Below are 19,525 nucleotides of genomic sequence, written 5' to 3' on the forward strand. Positions count from 1 at the left end.
TGATTGGCTGTAATTTTAGTTACTTGTATCTCACCCATACCTTTCCCCTTTTATATCCCATCAGCAATAATCAAATCCATCATTTCATTCTTATTCTTCCGATAAACCCGAAAATCACTATCTAGCGTCAAGACACAACTCCCCACAATTAACTCACTCATTCTTACCAAACACGCATCAGCTAACGACATCGGCACATTCTGATACCGCTTCAGCAACTCTTTAACCGTTCCTATTTCATCACTGAGACGAAAAGAGATTTGAATTAAGCTAGTATCTAGTAAAGACATAACTGCATCCTCTCCGCCATAAAAATCTCGCAATATAAAACACGTCTCAGTAATTACTGCTTCGCAAGTAAAGAAAGGCGGTTCAATCTTTTTCTATTCATTAACTGCCCAATCATGTGAATTTTCCCGATTATTAATAAATGCGACTAAGGGGACTGTATCTATAAGTACCTTTTTCCTCATTTCCAACCGAAGCCTTCTAAATACTTCTTATTGGTAGCTAGATCCCCAGGCCCTCCATCAACACAGCCAGCAAACTCTTTTGCAGCTTCATAGGCGGAAATAGGTTCTTTCTCTTCTTTATGCTGTACATGCTGCTTTTGCGCCTTAAAATGCAAAAATTCAATAAAATTTAATACCTCCTGCTGCTTCTCAGGAGATAACTTTTTAAATTCATCAATTATCATTTGTTCCTTATCAATTGCTTGAGTCATTATCCTATCCTCCTGAAAAAATTAATCCAAAATCTAAAAAGTCTATAACAGATGTTTTATTTATATTTTTAGGTTATTTCACTGAAATATTCCTTTTTACTAGTGTGATTAAAATGTAATATTTGAGGCGCACTGTCGCCTATATTAGATAGAACAATGAATTATTAAGACAACACCCATATGAACCATAAAATAAGTAAAATTAAATTTACTTTAAGTCTGCTTTTCTTACAGCATTTAAAACTTTTTTATAATCTTCGTCGCCTATTATATTTGAAGACCAAGATGATGCTCTATATAAACTTTCATATGTAGAAACAATTTCATGTCCTTTTAAAATAAGTTCTTCCACTTCTTTCCAAACTAAAGTTTCAGAATTGTTCTCAGCGTTTAAAACATAATTTTTATCTATATGAGCTACCTGTTTGTCTCTAAAATCAATTAATTTTCTAACAAGTGGATTTGTTTCTTTGTTAACATATTGTATATCTTGTTTTAAAGTTTTATTATTAAGTCTTCTTGGAGTTTTAGATAGGTCGTCAGCAAGTGGTCTATCTTTAATTCTTTCATAAAAGCATTCTTTTTTAAAAAGCGAAGGATTTGAATGAATAGTATTAAGAAGTTTTTTAAGATTGAAACTATCTTTATGATGGTCATATACTTGACATAACATAAGTATTGTACTAGTAGCATGAGCTTCAATTGTCAATTGCCAAAATACTGGAGATTGATTAATTTCAATATTATATTCTTCACTTGCATTACAAAGATTTGTATATAAACGATAATGTATAGATGCATATACCAAATTATTAGTAATTTTTTCCAAACTCTTTTCAAACTCAATACTACTTATTTCCATTTTCCAGTAAAACTAGTGTATTTTTTAAAGTATAAATGAATTGCTCAATCATCCATTGATCAAAACCAGGCTAAAGCACTATGGTCTTACCCCAAAGTAACTCACACCCCCAAATTCCAAAGCAGTAACAAACTCTCCAAAATCCAGAGTTAGGAGCGCGGGTCAAGCTGAGAGTTTAAAATCTGTGGTGAAATTGAGTGTACTTTTTAAAAAACTACAGTTTAATAGTTGTTATTGATACTAAACTCTATTGAAAATCTTTAAAGGTTAATCTTCTAAAAGTAACGAGCGCGGAGGGATTTGAACCCCCGACCCACAGAACCGGAATCTGTTGCTCTATCCACTGAGCTACGCGCCCTTAATATTTCATATTATAGCATGTCTGTGATAAAATTTGCAGCCTAGAGAAACTCGTCTGGGTTAAAGATAATTAGCTGGGTCTACTGGTGTACCATTCCGACGAACTTCAAAGTGGAGGTGGGGGCCAGTTGAGAAACCTGTAGAACCGACAGCACCGATCGCTTGTCCGCGTTCAACTGCTTGTCCTTCGGAAACATACAACTCGCTGGTATGACCGTACAGTGTAGTCATACCATTGCCGTGGTCGATAATTACAGCTCTGCCATAACCACCATACCACCCAGCAAAAATCACTCTTCCTGAATCGGCTGCCCGAATTGTACTACCATAGCTAGCGGCAAAATCTAACCCGGCATGAAAGCGACGATAGCCAAGAATTGGGTGTATCCGCCAGCCGAAGGGACTGCTAGTAGGAGCATCACTAGGATATGCCATCACACCAGTTCCCCGAATGATCATGCTTGTCCGGCTGTTGGTTTTTGCTTGCGCCTCTTCTGCTGCTCTAGCTTCTGCTACCTTTTGTTGAATCAAGATTTCCAGATTTTTGGATTCCCTCTCTAGCTGGTTTTGCGCTGCTTCCAAGGCCAGGCGATCGCTATTGAGGCGTTGAATCAATTCTGATTGCGATTGCGCCTGAGTTTGATAATCGGCTTTTTGTGCTAACAGTTGCTCACAAATCAAGGCAATTTCGTTTTTTTGCTGTTCTACTTCAGTTTTTTGTTTATTGATCAGGTTTGCTTGTTGGTTGAGTTTAACTAAAATTTGCTCGTCTGCCTGATACACTAACTTCAACTGATGACGGCGGCTGAGAAAGTCGCTGATATTTTCACTTTCGAGCAAAACTGCCCATCCAATAGATGCAGGCGATCGCTGGAGATAACGCAATCGTGCTACTGTTGCTATTTGGCGCTCCTGATAGGAACGTTCTGCTACATCTAAATTAGTTTCTAACTGCTGGAGGCGTTGGGTGGCGAGTTGTAATCGTGATTCGCTCTCTTGAATATAGTTATCTGTAGTTTGCAGATTTTGCTTTAAACCAGTGAGGTTTTTTTGGGCCTCTTGTTGGAGATTTGTTAAGTGATCGCGATCCTTAACCACATTCTCATGCTGCTGGTTCATTTGTTGCTGCTGTTGTCGCAAAGTATCAATAGACCCTGTGGAGGTTGCGTGGACTGGAATTAATGCCAAACAAATCCACAAAATGCAGCAAAATGCAAGACATAAATAGCCAAAAATCTGCTTTTTTACTATAAATTGCGCTCTCATAGTGTGCAGCCCAATCAAAACGATGCTTTCAAATACTATGAGGATTATTCCCAAAATCCGATTAATTCACCCACTTCAACGCTTAAAATATTGAGAATCAAGCAAGGGGATATTGCAAAATGTTAGTTTTTTTGATTCCAATCAAAAGCTCTAAAGTAGCAAAATCATGGATAGAAGTATCCAAGATGTTTGAAAGATGTCTAGGCTCAGTCTGCAATCAAACTTCCTTAGAATTTCAGGTTATTGTAGTCTGTCATGAAAGACCGGAAATTAGTTTTCATCATCCCCAAGTACAATATATCGAAGTTAATTTTCCTATTCCAGACTCAACCTTAGCTGAAAAGATGGATGATAAAAGAAAGAAACTTGCTGTTGGACTATTAGCTGCTCGAGAACTACAGCCAACACATATAATGCCTGTAGATGCTGATGACTGCATCAGCAAACGATTAGTAAGTTTTGTTGCTCAAAATCCACAAAGTAATGGTTGGTATGTAGACATTGGCTATGAATATCAAGAAGGAAGCAGCAAAATTATGGTTCGCAAAGAAACCTTTTATAAATTGTGTGGAACGTCTAACATCATCAATTATCGGTTGTATAGTTTGCCTGATAAAGTACTGCGCGATGAACCTTTGACTGGGCATGACGATTTTTTAGAAGGACATCCACTTGCTAAGAGATATTTAGCAGCGCGAGGAACACCTATTGAGCCATTACCTTTCCCAGGTGCTATTTATGTTAGAGATAAAATAGGTGAGAGTACTTCTATGCAAGAACCACTAGTTGCTATATTGAAGCGTAATCCTAAACAAGCTTTGCGAGGTATAAAGAAAACTCTTCTCCTTCCGTTTAACCAACGGGAACTTATAGATGAAATTCGTGCTGAATTTAACCTATACCCTTTAAAGGATGTTTGAAAAGTGATTTGTTGTAATTTTAAGCGCTTGTACCCTAAAACTTATAACTCAGCACGGACTAAATGCCCAGCTATCGCTAACAGGACTTAGGACTGATGCATAACAGACAAGAAAAAATTTTGCAAGTGGTAGTGACTGCTGGGCAGATGCGCGATATTGAAGAGCGGATCTTTGCAGCGGGAATGCCTGTAGCAGCTTTGATGGAAAAGGTCGCGGGATTAATTGCCCGTCGCATTCAAGAGATCTCCCTTTTTAAGGGGGCCTATGTTCCTCCAAACACCCCCTTAAAAAGGGGGTCGCCACAGGCGGGGGGATCTCGTGTCGGAATTCTTGTCGGTCCTGGTCATAATGGCGGGGATGCTTTAGTAGTAGCCCGTGAATTACACTTTCATGGGTATAAGGTTTGGATTTATTCTCCTTTCTCTAAGCTCAAGGAATTAACTTCGCAGCACTTGCAGTATGCTCAGAGTTTGGGCATTCCAATTTATCAAACAATTGAGCAACTGCCAGATTCTGATTTGTTGATTGATGGCTTGTTTGGGTATGGTTTAGAAAGAAACCTCACTGATCTCATTGCCTCTGCAATTAATCAGCTAAATGATTTGCCTGTGCCGATTTATAGCATCGATTTACCTTCAGGTTTACACACCGACACAGGTGAAGTATTAGGAACTGCCATTCGCGCCACTCACACTTTTTGCTTGGGTTTATGGAAACTAGCTTTTTTCCAAGATCAGGCGCTGGAATATCTCGGCAGAGCTGAGTTAATCGATTTCAATATTCCTTTAGCTGATGTGGAAGCCGTTCTAAAAGATACGCCCAGGATTAAACGTATTACACCAGCAACGGCACTTGCTACTTTACTCGTACCCCGTCCACCAGTCACCCACAAATATAAGCAAGGACATTTACTGTTGATTTGTGGTTCGCGGCGCTATGCAGGTGGAGCAATTTTAACTGGTTTGGGTGCGCGGGCTAGTGGTGTGGGGATGCTTTCGATTGCTGTACCTGAATCGCTGAAATCTCTTTTGGTGTCACACTTGCCAGAAGCGCTAATTGTCGGTTGTCCAGAGACGGAAACCGGAGCGTTCGCCCACTTACAATTACCAGAAAACACCGATCTGAGTTCCTTTAATGCGATCGCCTGTGGCCCCGGTTTAACACGAGATGCGACTTTGATTGTCCAAGAAGTGATCAACAGCGAACGCCCTTTGGTTCTTGATGCCGATGGTTTAAATATCCTGGCACAAATGGGAGCGATCGCCACATTAAAAAAACGTCAAGCAGTAACCGTACTCACACCCCATACTGGCGAATTCCAGCGATTATTTCCTGATGTCCCCGATGCCAAACATCACAGGGTGAAAGCAGTACAGGAAGCAGCGGCGCAAAGTGGGGCTGTAGTGTTGTTGAAAGGGGCGAGAACTGCGATCGCAAACCCTCAGGATGCCGTTTGGATTGTTCCTGAAAGCACACCCGCCTTGGCGCGTGGCGGTAGCGGCGACGTGTTAACTGGGCTAGTGGGTGGATTGTTGGCACAAGCGACAACTAAACACATTCCCGTAGAAGATATTGTGGCAACAGCTGCTTGGTGGCATTCGCAAGCGGGTATTTTAGCAGCCCAAGAGCGTACCGAATTGGGTGTAGATGCGTTTACATTGACACAATATTTGATAAAGATTCTAAATAATTAAATGGCTTCTAACTATGATTCTAAAACTCCAGACCCAAAAAGAAAAATTACAGGCAACCATTAGTAGTCTGCCAAGGTAACAATGTTTGGTCATATAGTCGGATATAAGCGCTTCCTTTTTCTTTGTCCATCTGTGCTTTGAAATGGCATTTTTTGACTCCGTAATTATATAACTAGGACTTACGCACTGTATAAATTAGCCATAATATGTTTAACGGTATTTGTTCGTTTCGGGCGCTTCGCATAACCCTTATTTATTCGTTTATTTGCGTAGGCGTAGCCCGTCGTAAACATCGCTAGATGCTAAACATAGCTGAAACACTTAAATTGCGTGTAGTACTTATGTACGATGCGTAAGTCCTATTAAAACGGATTGCTGGGTGAAAAGGGTAACACTTTCATATCGTTACCGTCTTCAGTAATGACTTTTAATGGAAGTGAATCCTGATCCTCTCGTCTAGATAATTGAATCTTTTGAAAACCTTTTTTTGTAGGCTTAACTACCATAAGATAGTGATTGCCTACCCACTTAATACTTATTACTCTGTACAGTAAAACCCAAACTTCAGCTATCTCTCCAGTGTTAATTTTAGTCCTTGAGAATTTATCACATTGCCATACAGGATTACCTGTGGGTGTCCATAAACCCGCAAGATAATGATAATCAAAAAAAGAACTACCACCAAAAGTTGTAAACGAAAAAATGTTATACCTCAACCATCTTTCAAAACGCTCAGGTTCCTTAGTCAGATCATCATATCTTTTCGTAGACAGCAGAAACTTCATTTGTTCTGCTTTAGTAGGACGCACCCATGTTTCGGATGAGTTGCAAATTTTAAATGGTACTTCAATCGCTTTACTGCGATTAGTGGACTGTGAAACAGCAGGCTGTGAAAAAGTTATGCTGATAATAGTCTGAGCGTTTACAAATGCTCCTGTTAACAGGAACATGCTTACTAATTTAAGAAGTTTCATGATTTTGCTTGTTTATTTATATGAACAGTATTTATAAGGAAACTCCGTTTAAAGATAGCGGAGTATATGCGTGGCATCATTGTTTAGTTAGGAATGAGTGAAGTTAGCTTATGCATTAGACTCAGCCGCAACCCAGAAGCAAGAATAGACCAATTCTACTGCAATCAGCCGCCATGTGACCTTGAAATAGTTCACACTATCGAAGTTGAGGAAATAACCCTAGATTTATTTATCAAGTTGAATTTCGTTTTCTAGTTGGCCCAGAGGCACCAATGTTAGCTGTGACACAGCGCGTTGCTGAGTTATATTTTGGTGGCGGCGATCAAGAAAGTGTTCCGTGATATATCCGTAGCGCTTACCTCGGTAAAAACTAGGTCTGGGAGTGTTATCGTTTCTCTTATATATCAGGGTAGAAGATGCAAAATCTTGAGCGATCGCAGAATCGTACACTTGTCGAATTAGATTAATTCCGGCGGAATTGTTTGGATCGAAATTGAAAGACGTATCACTAGACCGATAATCGATCATTTCTCGGATCACCAAGCCTTTAGGTGCCCAAACGGCAAAACTTAACTCCTTGCCAAGGCACTTAGATGTAGAATACAAATCGGGTTCTCCCGCTTGTAACTTGATGCTAGGCATGAGGAAAGCAATCAACTGATGATCATCTGACCATCGCATTACTATCTCAGTGTCTTGCCCTGGTAAAGCTACTGCTGGTAGATTAAGACAAGTGCTAAGGGCGCTGATTAAGCCTACTAAAAAACTAAACTGAAACTTAGATACGTTGGTGTAGATCAGTTGAATAGGGGGCATTATTGACTTATGCTTAGAAATTTCAACGCTATAACGTTGTTTACAATTAACAATATATAAAATTTAGTAAGATATGGATGAAGACATTGTGTCAGTACCTGAATATAACTATTAAATAGTGAGTAGTGCATAGCTTATCAATTTTATTTAAAAGTAATCCGAAGCGTTGTTATACATAAACTTATTCTTTAATACGTAAGTATCGACTCTCTTCATTTTGAGTATGACAATTATCCAATTGGACTAGTTAGTAAGAATTATTTTAAAAATATCATTACTTAACTTAAATTAGAAAAATTCATATCTTGCCATTTACCATATAACAGGGTTTTACCTCTAAAAATGTCGTTAAATGGTAGTTTCACGATATTGAGTCCGGGGAGGAAGCAGTACCAAAAAGCGCGATGGCGTACCCGCCCGCTGGAAGCGATCGCTCCGCTCCAATCAAGGGTTCAGCCGGGATAGCCGACTCAACCCCAATGGCAGGCTTTAAAGCCGAAACACGGTAGAGTTGATTGATGTGTGAGCAGAGGCGGAGCCTTTAGGATGGCATTTCCAGTCTCCGACTGGGAACGAGGAATGAGGAATTTGTATCAGCCATTGACTAAATACCAACGCTGTAGCGCCAACCGTTGAATTTCGCGCCAGGGAATATTATGTTTGCGGGCTAACTCTGCACAATCTTCATATTCTGGCTGCACATTAACAATAACTTTTTCTGGTGATTGTCCTTTCCATGCTACTTTGACACGCACTTTGCCATATTCAATTTCCACTTGTTGAATTTCCCGTTGTAAAATGGCACGTTGCTGAGTTGTTCTCCGAATACCCAAAGTAGTGGTTTCGCGGAATACAACCGCTTCACAACTGAGTAAATTTTCTGGATGACAGATCACAGTTAGCAAAATCCCTGGACGGGACTTTTTCATGCCGATCGCTTGGGTAAAAACATCCACCGCACCAGCCGCAAACAATGCTTCAAATACATAGCCGATCGCTTGCGGATTTAAATCATCAATTTGGGTTTCTAATACTGATATCGTTTCTAAATTTGAGGTATTATCTTCAGAATCGCTGAAATTGGACTGTAAACTTGCGCTTTCACCCAACCAGAGGCGTAGAATATTGGGAATGGGTAAATTTATGGTTCCTGCTCCCAGTCCTATCTGCTTGATAGTGATCGCGGGTGGTGAACCAAAATCTCTTACCAAAGTAGTGGCGATCGCAGCTCCTGTTGGTGTCACTAGTTCTCGTTCAATGCTGTTGTTATAAACTGGACAACCTCGCATTTCCCACAGCTTTAATACCGCTGGTACTGGTACCGCCATCTGACCATGTGCAGCCCGAACAGTGCCGCCGCCTGTTGGGAACGCCGAGCAGTAAAGTAGGGGCCATCCTTCTTCATTGCTCTCAATCCCCAACCAATCTAACCCCAGGCAAGTACCCACAATATCTATGATCGCATCTACAGCACCTACTTCATGAAAATGAACTTTTTCAGGGGAAATTCCATGCACTGCTCCTTCAGCGACTGCTAGCTGTCGGAATACCGCCAAACTCCAAGCTTCTGCCCGTGCTGGCAACCCCGCTTTGAGAATCATCCGCTCTATTTCTGGCAGGTGACGTGTGTGATGGTGACTGTGTTCGCGATCGTGGTCGTGGTGGTGATGATGATCGTGTACTAAATCCACATGGACTTTAGTCGCCTGCTGACCATTGCGTTGGACAAATTCCGCCCTTAACTGATATTCCTGTTCAATTCCCAACCCATTGAGTTTTTCAATTAAATACTCCACAGGAACACCCAAACTTACCAAAGCACCCAGGCACATATCACCAGAAATCCCTGTCGGACATTGAAGATAAGCAATTTTATTCATAGTCATTAGTCATTGGTCATTAGTCAAGAGTTATTCTCTCCTATCCCCAGTCCCCAATCCCCAGTTTTTCTATGGCAAAAATTTTCCCAGTTCATCCGGATAATCCTCAAATTCGCCGAATAGAGGAAATAAAGTCGGCGCTTTCTAGTGGCGCAGTCATGCTTTACCCTACTGATACAGTCTATGCGATCGGTTGTGATTTGAATGCCAAGTCGGCGGTAGAACGAGTGCGGCAAATTAAACAGCTAGCAAATGATAAACCACTGACATTTTTATCTCCCTCGCTTTCAAATGTGGCAACTTATGCCTTCGTAAGTGACACAGCCTATCGGATTATGAAACGCCTGATTCCAGGGCCATACACGTTTTTGCTTCCAGCTACTAAGTTAGTACCGCGATTGGTGCAAAGCCCAAAGCGGAAAACTACTGGAATTAGAGTACCAAACCATACTGTGTGTTTGGAGTTGCTGGCAGCGTTGGGTAATCCGATTATTTCAACTTCAGCACATCTGCCACCAGATGAAGCAGATAATGGCATGATTCGGATAGATCCAGAAACTGTTCAGTCGCGGGTAGAGCTATTTGACCGTTTGGACAAGTTGGTAGACGTAATTATAGACACTGGCGAGGAACCTACATTTGAAGTGTCTACCATCTTGGATATGACCAAAGACGAAGCAGTAATTATACGGAGGGGTTTAGGTTGGGAAGCAGCAGCAGCATGGGTATAAGAATTGAACTTCACAGGCGTACCTCTCCGTTTCGGAAATTGTGATAAAAACGACTCCAGTTTTGAAATTGTCATACTTAAAGCCGATGTCTACGACGGACTGTTCGCTGAAGCAGTGGATATAACAGGATGGTGGCAACAGTTGGCACAGCAAGGTATTTGACAACTTAGAGAAAATGGCGAGTAATTATTCCCAGCGTCAATATTGTGGCTTGTGAAAAAACCGACACATTGCCATAACTGTAACTCTTTCGTATTTCCTACAGTTTTATATATGAGCTTTAGATGTGAGCATTACATGTGGCAAGTTTTGATGGATGAATGCCTAAAGATTCTCCAGCCAAGGCCAGCCTTGATTGCTGTGTCTGCGTTGTAATTACGGTGCAATACTACTACCTGGAAAAGTCATGAAAGCTAACGTCGTTAATCTACCCAACTCTAGACCCATTTTTGAGAACCACGTTTCGACCGAAGAATTTTCAGATAGCAGCAGTGATACCTTGATTGAATTGCTATGTGAGGAAATGCAAGCCCAAGTGAAAGCAGCACCGAGGTGCGTAGAAGCTTTAGCAAAGCGCATAGCTGTAGAAGTAGAACGCATTTGCGACAAAAGCTCCCGTATCCAAACATCTGGGCAAATCAAGTCTTGGCAGATGACGTTGGGAAGGCATCGGGTGCAAAAGTGCTTACGTTACTACCAACTAGGTTCCAAACAAGGGCGTGTGGAATTACATAGCAATTTGGGTGCTATGGTTTACCGCCATGTAACTACATCTGGCTCTGAGTTGGGCTTTGAAGCTCGTTACAGCCTAATTGAAGATTTTTTACAAGCATTTTATATCGAAGCTATCAAAGCTTTCCGCAGAGAAAACGAACTACCTGAGGATCACACGCCGCGTACTCAGCTGCAATTAGCTGAATACATGGCCTTTACGGAGCAGTATGCTAAACGCCGGATCAATTTACCTGGTGGTGCAAATCAGCAATTGATTATCTTGCGGGCCCAAGGTTTTGCTCGTCGTCAGCCACAAGAAACTACCGTAGATATTGAAATGGCGGTAGAGTCTGCTAAGGGTGAAGAAGCAGAATCTTACCAGCGCAACTCGGCGGTGCAACAACTGCGATCGCAAATGATTGCTCAAACTAATTTCGATCCATCTGAAGAGTCAGAACGCGATCGCGTCATCACTGAATTGATGAAATACCTGGAGTCTCAAGGTCAATCTGACTGTATGAACTACCTCAGCCTGAAACTCCAAGACCTCTCAGCCCCAGAAATTGACCAAATTCTCGGTTTAACCAGCCGTCAGCGCGATTATCTCCAACAACGCTTCAAATACCATGTGGAAAAGTTTGCCAAGCAACACCACTGGCAATTAGTACATCAATGGTTAGGCGCAGGTTTAGAGCAAAAGTTGGGTTTATCTTCCCAGCAGTGGGAAATTTTTGTGAATCAACTCACAGAACAGCAACAGCAAATATTACAGTTAAAAACTGCCCGACAAAACGACGTTGCGATCGCCAAAGCCATCAAATGCACCCCCAAACAACTACAAAAACGCTGGACTCAACTTTTAGAACTAGCATGGGCTATCCGCAACGGTCATACTGAAGCTCAGACAGGTTAAAGCTAAGGCGAAATAACTAAAATTTATCTAAGCTCAATCCCAGTTATTAGAGAGGTTAGGAAAAAGGTTAAGGGGCAAAGCGAAAAGCAAAATTCCATTTCTTTCATCCTTTCGGGAATTAGTAACTCCTTTCTTATCCAAATTATTAATACATTTGTATTTGTTTAGTACAAAAATACCAAGAATTTCGGATTTTTTACCTATTAATCCAACCTTGTTTAGTCAAAATCAAAAATTCATATTAAGCAACTGACCTTTTTTTACTGCTTCTGTGAAATCCTATAATAAACAGGACTTTTGGCAGAGGGATTTAAGATGGCTCTGACTCAGGGCGGACGGGCAAATAAGTCTGGGAATATTTTAGAAGGAAATGTAGAAGCAATCTTGAATGGACATAATTATTTCCAAATAGGGAACTATGTCCCAAAAGAATTTATACTAAATGCTGCTTTATTACCAAAACGTTATGGAAAAGAAGTTTATATTGGAACTGGAATTTATCATACCCTTCTGAAGGTTGATTTTTATGTTGTTGGCTCACCTGCAATGCCATCTGGTTTAATTTTTGAGTGCAAATGGCAAGAAAGCCCCGGTTCGGTTGATGAAAAATTTCCTTACTTGAACATGAATATTCAGCACTATTACCCTGCACCAACTATCGTCATACTAGGCGGTGAAGGTATGCGAGAAGGCGCAAGCAAATGGCTGAAAGCAAGAGTTAATGATAACCATAATTTATTAGCAGTTTATAGCTTAGACAGATTCATTGCTTGGGCAAATAAAAATCTTTAAAAGATGTAATTAATAGTTCGGAAATTATCCCTCTATTTTTTATCTTTGAGTTAATTGATCGTGCTGCTTTGATTCTGTAGATTTCAAAATTGATATCTGTATAAATTTTTCTAATAAATTCGCTCTCAGAATTACATACCATAACTCTGACACCACGATTTGCCAACTCTGCACAAGTATCTCTTAAAAGTTCTTGGTCTTTTTTACTAAAACAATTTTGACTATAAGCAGTGAAATAGCTAGTTTCACTGATAGGATGATAGGGCGGGTCAAAAAATACAAAGTCATCACCGCTATTCGCATAATTTAGAACTTGTGTAAAATCTGCTTGTTGAATTTCTGCATGAGAAAGTGCTATTGAGGCTACTTTTAGCAAGTTTTCATGACAGATGTTGGGATTTTCATATCTGCCTAAGGGCACATTGAATTTACCCCGTGAGTTGACTCGATAAAGACCATTAAAACAAGTCTTATTAAGATAAATTATCCGAGCAGCTTTTTCTATATCAGTACCATCAGAATTGTTTCGGATCCTATAGTAATAATCTTTATTATGTCGGTTTTTATGCTCTTTCAATATAGAAATTAACTCATCAACATTGTCTCTAACACAACAATAAGTATTAATTAATTCTGCGTTAATATCAGTTAAAATTGCTGTAGTTGGTTGGAGATAGAAAAAAACAGCACCCCCACCTAAGAATGGCTCATAGTAATTTTTATAACTCTTGGGAAAATAAGGAATATATTGCTGTATTAACCTACTTTTACCCCCTGCCCACTTCAAAAATGGACGCGGGCTAGTTTCCTTGGGGACTTGAATTACCATTTACTTACGATTTAACTGAAAATAATCGTGACTAAATAAAGCCAATATAACCGACGAACCATATTTTATATTAACTGGCTAATTTTCCAGCCGCATAGATTACAATTGAGTAGATAAAGCAGATCAAAACAAACGTAAGTATATAACAAGGCAGTTTACATTCAGATGTTTGACGGATTTTGGGATAACGTCTTTCGCTACCCCCGGTACTTAATTAGTATCGTCTTAGGGCTGTTTCTGAACACCTTTGCGCCATTAGTGCCATTGTTGAAGCGCCCAGTCACCTTGATCGCCATCTTGGGTTTATTTGTGAGCAGCCTAGTCTTCCTTACTCTCACCCTACGTGCAATGCTGGGCTTGAGTACAATCTAGACTAGGGCTATATTAGGGCTATGCCCCACAGACGGTTGTTCTTGGCGTTGCTCTCGCTAAGTACTGTCTATCCAATTTACATCTATTTTTGTTGTACAACCTCTGTGAGGAGGCGAAATTTTTATGGCTACAAATCGCCGCGTTTCCCGCGTTGCTGAATTGATCAAACGGGAAGTTAGCCAAATGCTGCTCAACGGCATTAAGGATGACCGTGTGGGTACAGGAATGGTAAGTGTTACTGATGTTGATGTTTCCGGCGATCTCCAACACGCCAAAATCTATGTCAGTATCTATGGTACAGATCAAGCTAAGGCAGAAACAATGGCAGGCTTAAAGTCGGCCACGGGTTACGTCCGCAGCGAACTTGGGGCGCGGGTACGGCTACGTCGCACACCAGAGGTCATCTTTGTCGAAGATCGCTCCATAGAACGCGGTAATAAGGTACTAGCACTACTAAGCCAACTTAACCATGAGCGTCCGCCAGAAAATCTGGTAGCTGTAGAAGACAGCACAGAGCAAGATGATGAATCATCCGGTGAATAAGTAACTTAAATAACAATGTAACTTCAGAACAATTAATCTCAGCAAATCCGCCAAACAGTTTACAGACGTGACTAGATCGCGTCTGTTTTAATGTGACCATAACCTACTTCAGCGATCGGTAGTTGCATGTATACGCTTTCTGTTTATCTTGGCTTTCGTCTTTACTCTACTGCAAAAGGGTAGTAGGAGCACCAACCCTTCTGTGCAGATGCATAAATGCTGCTTGTCTCAAGCATTTTTATGTGTATCCTAATTACGAATTAATATTACTCCACCCTTCTACAGATGTTTCTCAAAAGAAAACTGTGTGATATTAGTGCTGAAAATAACCAAGCAATTACGGTTTATTTAAGAAATTGTTAATAGATACTAGGGTAAAAGCCTTTGTAGTGTACTTTAGCCGTTATGTTTTGCAACACTTTATACCCTAATATCTGACAAATATTCTTGTATTGTTTACCCTAAGATAAATACCAGCAGTTCTAGATCCGGTTTGAAGGTGATTATTTGATATGTAAGCGATGCTTGCGGCGGGCTGTGACGCTCGTTCGCCCTACGGCATCCTACAGTGGGCGTCTCCCCAACTCTTGGAGACGCTGCGCGAAGGGACAAGACTCGAAGAGAGCTTCTCTACGAGACGCTGCGCGTAGCTTGCTTCCCCGTAGGGGTATGCTATCGGTGACGCCATGTGAATTCTTCCCACCCGCCAAATCATGCCTAAAGGTAGTAATGGCAAACTTTCAGAGCTGTTGAATAAAAGTCATACAGCCACCTCAGCAGGTTAAGTTAACTACTCGGAATTTTTTTTGTAAAGCGGATTTTCCATAATCGTCAGGATTTGTTGACTTTCTTAACATTTCTTGAAATAATTTCCGGATATGTAGCGTCAAAATAAAAACAGTTCCGTATAGCAAACTACAAAATCCTAGCGACAAGTCTAATTTGTGTCATGTTTGTTCCTAATTATTAACGGGAACACTATCCTAAGTGTTAATTTGTGAGTAAAAACCATGAGTGTCAATACGGTGCCTTCTATAAATTACTACTCTCTAGATGTGATTCAAGACGAAGCACGCCGACTGGTGCAAAAAGGAATGGTTAGCCGACAACAGCCAATATATACACTCTGCCAATACATTCCAGCCAGAGAGTGGGTTTGCGTTGAATGTGAATTAGAGAAATGTGACTTTTTGTTACGCGATCGCATTGGCGACCTAATTGGTCGTGAACAATGGGACAACGACTAAATCAATGTTTGATTTCGGATTTGGGATTGGGAGTTTATTTTCAATGTGTGGATGTCACAATCAACGATTCGAGGCCCAATCTGTGGGATAATCTCTGGTTTTTGATAAGCATTGCCCCATGCAGAATCTTGCGTTTTTCATTAACACAAAAGCATTGGAGTCTGAATTTATACAACTTTTCAAGTTAAACAAGGCATCGGAATTAATTGTTCTGTACATCTGGTGTCACGGCTTGAGTTTAGTATGTAGATTCTGTGAAGTTCCTACATTGATCCGATAGAAGTGTAGGAACTTCACTTTTGACTCGCAATTCATTGCATCGCTTCCCTCAAGTAAGCGATAGCCTGCTTGCTGTTCAAACCCAAAATCCGTCTTGAGAAGTTTAGTTTGCTAAGTCCGCAAAATCCAAAATTTGTATAGTATTTTTTCTGAAAAAATTTCAAAAAGCACAGAAAAATCGTATGAACTATTATTCTACTTGCTCTAAATACTGATTAATGTCTTCAATGATGCGAGTAAGTTCAGCTTCAGTAGTCAAGCGGATATTGACGTTGCGGACAGTCAGCAGAAGTTTGGCTGCGAAGGGCGTTGGCCAGATATTAGGATTACAGAAAATTTCTAAAAATACTTCACCCGTATAACGATATTCCAGGGGAGGCTGGGGAGTGACTTTACCGCCGCCAGGAGTGGGTTTAGCGGCGACAGCTTTCAGGCGCTTCATCAGTTGATCCGTCGCTGTCTTTAATTCTCGTGCTGCTTGGGGTGAAAAACTGAAGGAGACTGAACCTTCAATTAGGTTCAATGTTAGAGGAATTGAAGACATATCTTTTTTATTAAAACTTCTTGATAAGTATTAATTTTACCGTAAGAAGGGGTCTGAATTGCACTCTAATAGTTGCCCGTGTCTTCTTCAAAGACCACTAGCGCCAGGTATGGGAATTTTGTGATCTGGCGATTGCCTCCTTTAAGTGGGTTGGATTTAACAGGAGGACGAGAACAACTTTTCCTACGAGTTTCTTTGTAATCGTAGACATAATTTTGTGTTTTTGATGGTTGTTTTCGCCGATTTTGCAGAAATTTTCAGACGTGTAGGCAAGGACTAGGGCAGTTTGATGAAATTCAGAACCGGGAGCAGTCCTCTGGGAAATTGCTGCATCTTTCCGCCACAGACTAAGCCGCCAAGCTCGACGGCGCTGGCATTTATTGGTTTTGCTGCGGTTGCTGAATCAGGCTGTGAAGCCACCATCAATCTTCAGGTTCGCACCGGTGATGAAAGCAGCTTCTGCACTGGCGAGATAGGAAACCATGCCGGCGACTTCTTCGCTTTGGCCGTAGCGCTGGAGAGCGATCATGCTTTTCATCCTCTCGGCAAAGGGGCCCTCCGCCGGGTTCATGTCGGTGTCCACCGGGCCGGGTTGGATATTGTTCACCGTGATCCCACGAGGACCAAGATCGCGGGCAAGACCGCGCGTGAAGCTGGCGATCGCACCCTTGGTCAAAGCGTAGACGGAGCCACCAGCAAAAGGCATGAGGTCGCTGTTGACACTGCCAATCATGATGATCCGTCCGCCCTCGCCCATGTGGCGGACAGCCTCCTGAGTTGCCACAAAGACGCCCTTGACGTTAACCGCGACGAGGCGATCAAAATCATCCAGTGAGATTTGGTCAATCGCGGTAAAAGCGCCGACCCCCGCATTGTTCACGAGGATGTCGAGACGACCAAAGGTTTTCACAGTCTCGGCGATCGCGTTTTTCACCGCTTCGACATTGGCACTGTCGGCGCGTATAGCCAAGGCTCGGCCACCTGCCGCTTCGATGGCAAGCACCACCTCGTCGGCTTTTTGCGGCGAGCTAGTGTAGGTGAGGGCGACAGCTGCGCCATCCTGCGCCAGACGTTTGGCGATCGCCGCCCCCAGACCGCGTGAGCCGCCTGTTACCAATGCCACCTTACCTGTGAGTTTTTTGGTGCTCATAGTATTCTTTTGTCCTTGGAGTTTGTCGTTGCGATACTGTTTTGTATCGTATGGTATAGATATAAGGCATGGGAGCAAGCCTGTCAAGAAACTATTATACTGATGAGTATGAAACCGGAAAAAACCACTGCTGCGATGGGCCGACCTCGCAAGTTCGATACCGATGACGCGCTCAATCGTGCAATGTATGTGTTCTGGCGCAAAGGTTATCTGGGAACCTCCCTTTCGGATCTAACCGAAGCTATGGGTATCAATCGCCCTAGCCTCTACGCCGCCTTTGGCAACAAGGAATCTTTATTCCGCAAAGTGCTTGAGCGCTATGCCGACGGGCCGTCAGCTTATCTTCATGAGGCTCTCAAAGAGCCGACCGCGCGCCGGGTCGCCGAAGGGATGATGCACGGGGTTGTTGACCTGGGAACCGATCCGCGCAATCCACCGGGATGTCTGTGGGTTCATGGCACACTTTCATGCGGAGATCCGGACGATCCGATCCGGCAGGAATTGTCCGCACGCCGAGCGTCAAGCGAAGCCGTCCTGTGTAAGCGTTTCGAGCGGGCGATTTCGGAGGGCGATTTGCCGGCCGATTCCGACCCAGCCGCTCTGGCTCGCTTTGTCGTGACGGTCAATTGTGGAATGTCAGTCCTGGCGGCGACCGGAGCCACGCGGACGGAACTACTGCAAGTTGTGGAGACAGCATTGCAAGCGTGGCCAAAGTAGGACGATACCTATTTAATATCGCATGGACATCTGACATAGAAACCGCCCACTACATCACCGAAGAAGTAGAAAGCCGATTAGAGGAACGGTTCCGTCCAGTAAGGATTTTAATTCACGTCGAGCCACCAGCATATACAGCAGATTGCAGGTAGATAGAGTACACTAAAGGCACTTTGCATCAACCGGGACTATGAAAGCTTACTCCATCGACTTTCGAGAAAAAATAATTGACGCTTACTCTCAAGGCGATACATCAATTAGAAAAATAGCTTCTAGGTTCGATGTAAGTAAGGCTTTTGTACAAAGGCTTCTTTTACTCAAAAAAACTCAAGGTCATGTAGAGCCACAAAAACAAGGTGGAGGGATGAAGAGTGATTTGGATAAACATAAAATTGAGCTAGCTCAAATGGTAGAAAAATATCCCGATGCTACTTTATCTGAGTATTGTGAATATTGGGGACAAACTTACGATAAATGGGTAAGTACTAGTGCTATGTGTCGGGCGTTGCAAAGACAAAATCTCACACAAAAAAAAAGACATTACGTAGCAGTCAATGCGCCACAGAAAGAGTCCAAAAGCTAAGGTGCGAATTTTGGGAAAAAGTGAAAGCTATAGACCCAGAAAACTTGGTTTTCATCGATGAAATGGGTGTTTTACTTGGTTTAACACGAACTCATGCTCGTAGCCCGTGTGGGCTACGAGCCTATGATTTAAAACCATTTTATAGAGGTGCGAAAGTAACGGTTATTGGAGCCATCAGCTTAAAAAAAGTTTTAGCTGTCATGACGATGAATGGCTCAATGGATGGAAATGCATTTGAAGTATTTATCCAAAAATGTTTGCTCCCTCAATTATGGGCGGGTGCTGTAGTTGTTATAGATAATGTGCCATCTCACAAAGTAGCTTCAATTGAACCATTGATTCTATCGTTGGGTGCGAGTGTTCTCAATATGTCACCGTATTCTCCTGATTTTAATCCGATTGAACTTTGGTGGTCGCAACTTAAATCTTTTTTACGTCAATTCTCTCCAACCACAACAAAAATGGTTGATATTCTGATTGCAACGGCTCTTGATTTGATTAATCCGCAACATCTAAAAAACTGGTTTACAGACTGTTGCTACTGTACTTCATGAACCTGCAATCTGCTGTAAGTCTGAGCAAATTAGCTTTGAAACTGGAGTTAAATAGTTTAAA

At 41.8% G+C, this 19,525-nt stretch carries 22 protein-coding genes, 1 tRNA gene and 1 pseudogene; 13 read left to right on the forward strand and 11 right to left on the reverse strand.

Features of this window, described 5'->3' with window-relative positions; translation table 11 throughout:
• Positions 1-50: 50 nt before the first annotated feature.
• The 5 genes from V7L29_RS24765 to V7L29_RS24785 form a co-directional block, all read right to left on the reverse strand.
• On the reverse strand, positions 51-290 hold the full coding sequence (locus tag V7L29_RS24765; protein ID WP_334693548.1) for a hypothetical protein: 240 nt from the start codon (positions 288-290) through the stop codon (positions 51-53).
• A gap of 179 nt (positions 291-469) precedes the next feature.
• Positions 470-724 (reverse strand): DUF2281 domain-containing protein, encoded by a 255-nt coding sequence (locus tag V7L29_RS24770; protein WP_334693547.1) that lies wholly within the window; start codon positions 722-724, stop codon positions 470-472.
• 208 nt (positions 725-932) lie between these two features.
• Positions 933-1,586 carry an AbiU2 domain-containing protein gene (locus V7L29_RS24775; RefSeq protein ID WP_334737107.1) on the reverse strand — a complete coding sequence of 218 codons (654 nt, stop codon included), beginning with the start codon at positions 1,584-1,586 and terminating at the stop codon, positions 933-935.
• 285 nt (positions 1,587-1,871) lie between these two features.
• Positions 1,872-1,944, reverse strand: a tRNA-Arg gene (locus tag V7L29_RS24780).
• Between the two features lie 62 nt (positions 1,945-2,006).
• Complete coding sequence (locus V7L29_RS24785; protein ID WP_334737108.1) at positions 2,007-3,212, reverse strand: murein hydrolase activator EnvC family protein; 1,206 nt, start codon at positions 3,210-3,212, stop codon at positions 2,007-2,009.
• A gap of 119 nt (positions 3,213-3,331) precedes the next feature.
• On the opposite strand from V7L29_RS24785, the gene V7L29_RS24790 reads away from it, so the two are divergent.
• Both V7L29_RS24790 and V7L29_RS24795 read left to right on the forward strand, forming a co-directional pair.
• The gene (locus V7L29_RS24790; RefSeq protein ID WP_334737109.1) at positions 3,332-4,132 is read left to right on the forward strand and encodes a glycosyltransferase family 2 protein; all 801 of its coding nucleotides are present in this window, start codon (positions 3,332-3,334) and stop codon (positions 4,130-4,132) included.
• 95 nt (positions 4,133-4,227) lie between these two features.
• A complete protein-coding gene (locus V7L29_RS24795; RefSeq protein ID WP_334737110.1) occupies positions 4,228-5,826 on the forward strand; it encodes an NAD(P)H-hydrate dehydratase in 1,599 nt (532 codons plus the stop codon).
• A gap of 362 nt (positions 5,827-6,188) precedes the next feature.
• Here V7L29_RS24795 and V7L29_RS24800 read toward each other — a convergent pair whose 3' ends face one another.
• The 3 genes from V7L29_RS24800 to larC all read right to left on the reverse strand — a co-directional run bounded on the left by V7L29_RS24800 (position 6,189) and on the right by larC (position 9,496).
• Positions 6,189-6,800: a hypothetical protein gene (locus V7L29_RS24800; RefSeq protein ID WP_334693542.1), complete on the reverse strand. Its 612-nt coding sequence runs from the start codon at positions 6,798-6,800 to the stop codon at positions 6,189-6,191.
• A 225-nt stretch (positions 6,801-7,025) separates the two neighbouring features.
• Positions 7,026-7,616 carry a hypothetical protein gene (locus V7L29_RS24805; RefSeq protein ID WP_334693541.1) on the reverse strand — a complete coding sequence of 197 codons (591 nt, stop codon included), beginning with the start codon at positions 7,614-7,616 and terminating at the stop codon, positions 7,026-7,028.
• Positions 7,617-8,209: 593 nt separating this feature from the next.
• Positions 8,210-9,496 (reverse strand): nickel pincer cofactor biosynthesis protein LarC, encoded by a 1,287-nt coding sequence (gene larC / locus V7L29_RS24810; protein WP_334693579.1) that lies wholly within the window; start codon positions 9,494-9,496, stop codon positions 8,210-8,212.
• A gap of 71 nt (positions 9,497-9,567) precedes the next feature.
• Here larC and V7L29_RS24815 point away from each other — a divergent pair, with 71 nt between their 5' ends.
• From V7L29_RS24815 to V7L29_RS24830, 4 genes are all read left to right on the forward strand, one after another.
• Positions 9,568-10,227 (forward strand): L-threonylcarbamoyladenylate synthase, encoded by a 660-nt coding sequence (locus tag V7L29_RS24815; RefSeq protein WP_334693539.1) that lies wholly within the window; start codon positions 9,568-9,570, stop codon positions 10,225-10,227.
• Positions 10,228-10,230: 3 nt separating this feature from the next.
• The gene (locus V7L29_RS24820; RefSeq protein ID WP_334693538.1) at positions 10,231-10,389 is read left to right on the forward strand and encodes a hypothetical protein; all 159 of its coding nucleotides are present in this window, start codon (positions 10,231-10,233) and stop codon (positions 10,387-10,389) included.
• A gap of 244 nt (positions 10,390-10,633) precedes the next feature.
• Positions 10,634-11,854: a HetZ-related protein gene (locus V7L29_RS24825; RefSeq protein ID WP_334693537.1), complete on the forward strand. Its 1,221-nt coding sequence runs from the start codon at positions 10,634-10,636 to the stop codon at positions 11,852-11,854.
• A 315-nt stretch (positions 11,855-12,169) separates the two neighbouring features.
• A complete protein-coding gene (locus tag V7L29_RS24830; protein ID WP_334693578.1) occupies positions 12,170-12,646 on the forward strand; it encodes a PD-(D/E)XK nuclease superfamily protein in 477 nt (158 codons plus the stop codon).
• Here the strand turns inward: V7L29_RS24830 and V7L29_RS24835 are convergent.
• Positions 12,618-13,475: a DNA adenine methylase gene (locus tag V7L29_RS24835; RefSeq protein ID WP_334737111.1), complete on the reverse strand. Its 858-nt coding sequence runs from the start codon at positions 13,473-13,475 to the stop codon at positions 12,618-12,620. The two genes, V7L29_RS24830 and V7L29_RS24835, sit on opposite strands and share 29 nt — an antisense overlap.
• A gap of 165 nt (positions 13,476-13,640) precedes the next feature.
• On the opposite strand from V7L29_RS24835, the gene V7L29_RS24840 reads away from it, so the two are divergent.
• The 3 genes from V7L29_RS24840 to V7L29_RS24850 all read left to right on the forward strand — a co-directional run bounded on the left by V7L29_RS24840 (position 13,641) and on the right by V7L29_RS24850 (position 15,637).
• The gene (locus tag V7L29_RS24840) at positions 13,641-13,847 is read left to right on the forward strand and encodes a DUF751 family protein (RefSeq protein WP_190731327.1); all 207 of its coding nucleotides are present in this window, start codon (positions 13,641-13,643) and stop codon (positions 13,845-13,847) included.
• Between the two features lie 123 nt (positions 13,848-13,970).
• Positions 13,971-14,390 carry a 30S ribosome-binding factor RbfA gene (gene rbfA, locus V7L29_RS24845; protein ID WP_334693535.1) on the forward strand — a complete coding sequence of 140 codons (420 nt, stop codon included), beginning with the start codon at positions 13,971-13,973 and terminating at the stop codon, positions 14,388-14,390.
• Between the two features lie 1,010 nt (positions 14,391-15,400).
• Entirely contained in the window at positions 15,401-15,637 is a 237-nt protein-coding gene (locus tag V7L29_RS24850; RefSeq protein ID WP_062297131.1) for a DUF4327 family protein, read from the forward strand.
• 469 nt (positions 15,638-16,106) lie between these two features.
• Here the strand turns inward: V7L29_RS24850 and V7L29_RS24855 are convergent, their stop codons facing one another.
• Together V7L29_RS24855 and V7L29_RS24860 are read right to left on the reverse strand one after the other, a co-directional pair.
• A complete protein-coding gene (locus tag V7L29_RS24855; protein ID WP_334693534.1) occupies positions 16,107-16,460 on the reverse strand; it encodes a hypothetical protein in 354 nt (117 codons plus the stop codon).
• Positions 16,461-16,863: 403 nt separating this feature from the next.
• A complete protein-coding gene (locus V7L29_RS24860; RefSeq protein WP_334693533.1) occupies positions 16,864-17,610 on the reverse strand; it encodes a 3-oxoacyl-ACP reductase family protein in 747 nt (248 codons plus the stop codon).
• 183 nt (positions 17,611-17,793) lie between these two features.
• Here V7L29_RS24860 and V7L29_RS24865 point away from each other — a divergent pair, with 183 nt between their 5' ends.
• The 4 genes and pseudogenes from V7L29_RS24865 (at position 17,794) to V7L29_RS24880 (ending at position 19,464) form a co-directional block, all read left to right on the forward strand.
• Positions 17,794-18,327: a TetR/AcrR family transcriptional regulator gene (locus tag V7L29_RS24865; RefSeq protein WP_334737115.1), complete on the forward strand. Its 534-nt coding sequence runs from the start codon at positions 17,794-17,796 to the stop codon at positions 18,325-18,327.
• Positions 18,291-18,479 (forward strand): annotated as a pseudogene (locus tag V7L29_RS24870) (cation transporter dimerization domain-containing protein); the annotation flags it as partial. The gene V7L29_RS24865 and the pseudogene V7L29_RS24870, both read left to right, overlap by 37 nt.
• A gap of 38 nt (positions 18,480-18,517) precedes the next feature.
• On the forward strand, positions 18,518-18,910 hold the full coding sequence (locus V7L29_RS24875) for a helix-turn-helix domain-containing protein (protein ID WP_334737112.1): 393 nt from the start codon (positions 18,518-18,520) through the stop codon (positions 18,908-18,910).
• Positions 18,911-18,930: 20 nt separating this feature from the next.
• Positions 18,931-19,464, forward strand: coding sequence for a transposase (locus V7L29_RS24880; protein WP_334737113.1), 534 nt, complete (start codon positions 18,931-18,933; stop codon positions 19,462-19,464).
• Positions 19,465-19,525: the final 61 nt, after the last annotated feature.

Origin of the sequence: Nostoc sp. (assembly GCF_036916575.1) — a bacterium.
Classification (GTDB): domain Bacteria; phylum Cyanobacteriota; class Cyanobacteriia; order Cyanobacteriales; family Nostocaceae; genus Nostoc.

Coding starts and splice junctions, on each gene's coding strand:
- V7L29_RS24775 (WP_334737107.1), bottom strand. CDS start 1,586: ATGGAAATAAGTAGTATTGAGTTTGAAAAGAGTTTGGAAAAAATTACT.
- V7L29_RS24805 (WP_334693541.1), bottom strand. CDS start 7,616: ATGCCCCCTATTCAACTGATCTACACCAACGTATCTAAGTTTCAGTTT.
- V7L29_RS24850 (WP_062297131.1), top strand. CDS start 15,401: ATGAGTGTCAATACGGTGCCTTCTATAAATTACTACTCTCTAGATGTG.
- V7L29_RS24835 (WP_334737111.1), bottom strand. CDS start 13,475: ATGGTAATTCAAGTCCCCAAGGAAACTAGCCCGCGTCCATTTTTGAAG.
- V7L29_RS24765 (WP_334693548.1), bottom strand. CDS start 290: ATGTCTTTACTAGATACTAGCTTAATTCAAATCTCTTTTCGTCTCAGT.
- V7L29_RS24770 (WP_334693547.1), bottom strand. CDS start 724: ATGACTCAAGCAATTGATAAGGAACAAATGATAATTGATGAATTTAAA.
- V7L29_RS24800 (WP_334693542.1), bottom strand. CDS start 6,800: ATGAAACTTCTTAAATTAGTAAGCATGTTCCTGTTAACAGGAGCATTT.
- V7L29_RS24840 (WP_190731327.1), top strand. CDS start 13,641: ATGTTTGACGGATTTTGGGATAACGTCTTTCGCTACCCCCGGTACTTA.
- larC (WP_334693579.1), bottom strand. CDS start 9,496: ATGAATAAAATTGCTTATCTTCAATGTCCGACAGGGATTTCTGGTGAT.
- V7L29_RS24855 (WP_334693534.1), bottom strand. CDS start 16,460: ATGTCTTCAATTCCTCTAACATTGAACCTAATTGAAGGTTCAGTCTCC.
- rbfA (WP_334693535.1), top strand. CDS start 13,971: ATGGCTACAAATCGCCGCGTTTCCCGCGTTGCTGAATTGATCAAACGG.
- V7L29_RS24830 (WP_334693578.1), top strand. CDS start 12,170: ATGGCTCTGACTCAGGGCGGACGGGCAAATAAGTCTGGGAATATTTTA.
- V7L29_RS24875 (WP_334737112.1), top strand. CDS start 18,518: ATGAAAGCTTACTCCATCGACTTTCGAGAAAAAATAATTGACGCTTAC.
- V7L29_RS24785 (WP_334737108.1), bottom strand. CDS start 3,212: ATGAGAGCGCAATTTATAGTAAAAAAGCAGATTTTTGGCTATTTATGT.
- V7L29_RS24795 (WP_334737110.1), top strand. CDS start 4,228: ATGCATAACAGACAAGAAAAAATTTTGCAAGTGGTAGTGACTGCTGGG.
- V7L29_RS24790 (WP_334737109.1), top strand. CDS start 3,332: ATGTTAGTTTTTTTGATTCCAATCAAAAGCTCTAAAGTAGCAAAATCA.
- V7L29_RS24865 (WP_334737115.1), top strand. CDS start 17,794: ATGTATGTGTTCTGGCGCAAAGGTTATCTGGGAACCTCCCTTTCGGAT.
- V7L29_RS24860 (WP_334693533.1), bottom strand. CDS start 17,610: ATGAGCACCAAAAAACTCACAGGTAAGGTGGCATTGGTAACAGGCGGC.
- V7L29_RS24825 (WP_334693537.1), top strand. CDS start 10,634: ATGAAAGCTAACGTCGTTAATCTACCCAACTCTAGACCCATTTTTGAG.
- V7L29_RS24815 (WP_334693539.1), top strand. CDS start 9,568: ATGGCAAAAATTTTCCCAGTTCATCCGGATAATCCTCAAATTCGCCGA.